General features: G+C 69.1%; 4 protein-coding genes. 2 read left to right on the forward strand and 2 right to left on the reverse strand.

Annotated elements, in window-relative coordinates; all coding sequences use genetic code 11:
- Positions 1 to 183 precede the first annotated feature (183 nt).
- The gene (locus tag EHS43_RS40315; protein WP_007379522.1) at positions 184 to 387 is read left to right on the forward strand and encodes a cold-shock protein; all 204 of its coding nucleotides are present in this window, start codon (positions 184 to 186) and stop codon (positions 385 to 387) included.
- Between the two features lie 138 nt (positions 388 to 525).
- On the opposite strand, the gene EHS43_RS40320 is transcribed toward EHS43_RS40315, so the two are convergent.
- The gene (locus tag EHS43_RS40320; RefSeq protein WP_125195509.1) at positions 526 to 1,485 is read right to left on the reverse strand and encodes a LysR family transcriptional regulator; all 960 of its coding nucleotides are present in this window, start codon (positions 1,483 to 1,485) and stop codon (positions 526 to 528) included.
- 319 nt (positions 1,486 to 1,804) lie between these two features.
- Between EHS43_RS40320 and EHS43_RS40325 the strand changes: the two genes are divergently transcribed.
- Positions 1,805 to 2,815, forward strand: a complete 1,011-nt coding sequence (locus EHS43_RS40325; protein ID WP_260470938.1) for a helix-turn-helix domain-containing protein — start codon at positions 1,805 to 1,807, stop codon at positions 2,813 to 2,815.
- Between the two features lie 362 nt (positions 2,816 to 3,177).
- On the opposite strand, the gene EHS43_RS46165 is transcribed toward EHS43_RS40325, so the two are convergent.
- Entirely contained in the window at positions 3,178 to 3,333 is a 156-nt protein-coding gene (locus tag EHS43_RS46165) for a DUF6131 family protein (protein WP_148104231.1), read from the reverse strand.
- Positions 3,334 to 3,498: the final 165 nt, after the last annotated feature.

Here is a 3,498-nt window from a genome sequence, read left to right on the forward strand (position 1 = left end):
CGGTCACGGTAGCGGCTGCCACCTGCCGGGTGTAGCGTCGTGAACCAGCAGTCGTGGTTCTGAAGTCCCGTTCGCCCGTGATCGCCATCACGGGCGTTCTTGCGTATCAGCGCCTCTCCGGACCAGGGCGATCACCTCCGGGCACACAGGTCGTGCGCCCGGTTTCCCTCGAAGGAGAAGGTCATGGCCAAGGGCACTGTCAAGTGGTTCAACAGCGAGAAGGGCTTCGGCTTCATCGAGCAGGAGGGCGGCGGCCCCGACGTCTTCGCCCACTACTCGAACATCGCCGCTCAGGGCTTCCGTGAGCTGCAGGAGGGCCAGAAGGTCGAGTTCGACGTCACCCAGGGCCAGAAGGGCCCGCAGGCGGAGAACATCCGCCCCGCCTGATCGCGCTGTGCGGCAGGTCCCGGCGCGCCGGGCCCTGCCGCCCCGCACTGCTTGCCATCCTTCCCTGGCAAAGGCATCCCCATCGCCCCCGCAGGCCCCAACGGGCCGCGCATCCCACCGTGTTGACCACGCCCCGTGTCACGCCTCGGACGCGGAGTCGCGAACCGGGCCATCGCACTGCCGGACCGTCAGGCGTGCTGCCTCGCGCAGCGCGGACACGGCCGGCTCGTCGCGCTTGCCGGGAAGCCAGGCGAGCTCGGCCGTCGAGAGGCCCAGCTCCGGGCAATCGACGTAGGTGAGACCCGTGCGCGGGTACAGTCGCCGGGCCGCGGCGGGCAGGAAAGTGATCGCACGCCCCTGGGTGACCGCGAGGACCATGGCCTCGGTGTCTCGGACGACGGGGCCGAAGCGGACCCTGGTGCCGTCGGGACGGGGATTGACCGTCAGGTGGTTCCACCACGATCGGGGCACCTCCGGCGGCATGTCGACCACCACACGATCGGCGAGATGTCCGAGCGTGAGGGTGTCCCGGTCGGCGAGCGGATCGTCGGCGGACAGACAGACCACCCGCGTCTCGGACGCCAGGTGCAGGGACTGGATGCCCCCGGGCAGGGGGCCGCGGAGGAAGGCCGCGTCGACCTCCCCGCCGAGCAGTGTGCTGAACATGTCGGTGAAGGTGAGGTTGCGGACCTCGATCTCCAGGTCCGGGTGCTCACCGCGAAGGTGGGCGAGGATGGCCTGGGCGTAGGGCATGGCGGCCTCGGCTCCGAGGCTGCCGATCCTCAGGAGGCCACGGGCCGCACCGGCATGACGGTCGGCTGTCTGCCTCAGCCGGGCCAGCGCGTCCACGACCGTTCTTGCCTCCTCGACGATGGACTGCCCGACCGCGGTGAGCCGCACCGCAGGGCCCCCGCGTTCGACGAGTACGACGCCGAGTCGCTGTTCCAGTGACCTGATCTGCTGGCTGAAGGCGGGCTGCGAGATGTAGACCCGTGCTGCCGCGCGGCCGAAGTGCAGCTCCTCGGCGAGGACGAGAAGGAGCCGGAGTTGATGGAGACTCGGCTCGCGCCGAGCACTGGACCCGCCCCCGGCACTCATAGAGGGAAGGTTATCGACAAGACGGCCATCCTCTCCTCCCGTTGGGCTTTCGTCGCGAGGCCCGCTGCCTCAGGATCTATGGGGTCGACCACGGGGCTCTCGGTGAGCCCTGCCCTCCGCAGACCGCTCAGGCCGCCGCGGCCTCGGCGCCGAACATGCGGCGTCCGACGCGTCGTTCGGCCCGGCCGACGCCTCACGGGCGACTCGGCAGCGGCGGTCGCTCGCGGTGTCGTGCCGTTCGGCCCCGCCGTCAGGGCCTCTCGGCGTCGTCCGCCCACTCCCTGTTCCGGCCGTCCAACCACCCCTGTCGAGGAGTCACTTGCTGCGTATCCGCTTCGGTTGGCGCGATCTCGAGAACATCCGGATCGCTCAGCAGCCCGACCCCCTGTGGGAGTTGATGTGCGCGGTCTGTCGTCTTCAGACGCGCCAAGGGGTCGTGGAGTTCGGACACTGGCGCCGCGAGACAGGTCTGCGCCTGTCGCGGGACCGGAGAGCGTCCCATGCCCTGGGCACCCTGCGCACCGTCATCCCGGCCTCCGGATACATCCCCGACTTCCTGACGCCCCCGGTGACGGACGAAGGCCTTGAGGCGGGTCTCGATCAGATCGGTGCCACTCCCCGTGACCGATTGACTGCGGAGATGGCGCGATTCGCCAGGGACCGGCCGGTGCCGGGCTGGATGCGCGGCCTCCACGAACCGGCCACGTCGTCGCTCAAAGTGGTGTCGGACGCGCTCCGGGCCTCCTTCAGGACACTTCTGGAGCCCTATTGGCGGCACGTCAGTTCGGCCGTGTGCGACGACGTGTCGGTCCGCGCACGCGCCGTGCTCAACGGAGGTACCGCCGCCCTCTTCGAGAGCCTCGCACCGTACGCCCACTGGAACCCGCCGTATCTGGACGTGGACTATCCCGTCGACCGGGAGCTGCGGCTGGAAGGGCGGGGGCTGACGCTCGTACCGTCGTACTTCTGCTGGCACAGGCCCACGGCTCTCGCTGACCCCGCGCTGGACCCCGTTCTCGTCTACCCCGTCAGGAAACAGCCGCTCGACATCGCGCGGGCGGGCGAGGAACGGCTGGACCGACTGCTCGGCCGGACCAGGAGCGCGGTCCTCGTCGACGTGGCAGGACATCCCCCACGCACCACCACCGAAGTGGCGCGGGCCCTCGAACTCGCCCCGGCCAGCGCGAGCTATCAGATCGGCGTCCTGCGCGGGGCAGGACTCATCGTCAGCCGGCGGGACGGCAAGCACGTCGAGCACACGGCGACCTCGCTGGCCCTCGACCTGCTCGCCGGCACGGGGGCGACGTTTCGCGGGGGATCGAAAACATAGCGGCACGTGCGGGTGCGTGGCACTGTCTTCGCAGTCATCGGAACCGTCGTTCGACCAGGGGGAATCACATGGGGCGTGCCATCAAGGCCGCGCTGATCGCGTTGTTGGTGCTCGGCTGCTGCTCCGTCCTGGCGGCCGGCTCGACGCCGACTCAGCACGTGACGATAAGGGCGCGCTAGCGGGTGGAGAGGGGGCGGTCCCCCTGCCCCGGCCCCCGCATCAACACTTGATGCCCGGACCGTCGGCCCGGGCATCAAGAGGTTTCCTGCCCTCGGCGGGCCAGGCCGCCGAGACGGTGCGACTGGGACAGCCTCTCGCGAAGGACATGCCTCGCGTCACACGCCGTTCGAGGTCAGCCCTGGTCACCAATAGTGGCGTCGGCCGGCGACCGCGTGACCCATGGAACCCATGACCCAGAAAACGGCTCCCACGACGGCCAGGATGATGCCGAGGGTCCACAAGATCGATATGCCGGTGAGAAAACCGACGACAAGCAGAATGATCCCGAGCGCGATCATGTTGTGCCTCCTGGTGTGAGCCGACTGTTACCTCCCGACTGCCCCGAACCGGCAACATCACCCCACCTCCCGCAATCAAGAAACGATTACCGATGAGCATCGAGCAGGGACCGCCTCGCTGTCCCGATCAGCACAGTGCTTCCGGCCCTCTCTTCACATACGCCC

Source organism: Streptomyces sp. RP5T (genome assembly GCF_003933965.1).
Lineage (GTDB): Bacteria > Actinomycetota > Actinomycetes > Streptomycetales > Streptomycetaceae > Streptomyces.

Excerpts from the sequence above, each read along its gene's own strand:
- EHS43_RS40315 (WP_007379522.1), top strand. The coding sequence starts at position 184 with ATGGCCAAGGGCACTGTCAAGTGGTTCAACAGCGAGAAGGGCTTCGGC.
- EHS43_RS40320 (WP_125195509.1), bottom strand. The coding sequence starts at position 1,485 with ATGAGTGCCGGGGGCGGGTCCAGTGCTCGGCGCGAGCCGAGTCTCCAT.
- EHS43_RS46165 (WP_148104231.1), bottom strand. The coding sequence starts at position 3,333 with ATGATCGCGCTCGGGATCATTCTGCTTGTCGTCGGTTTTCTCACCGGC.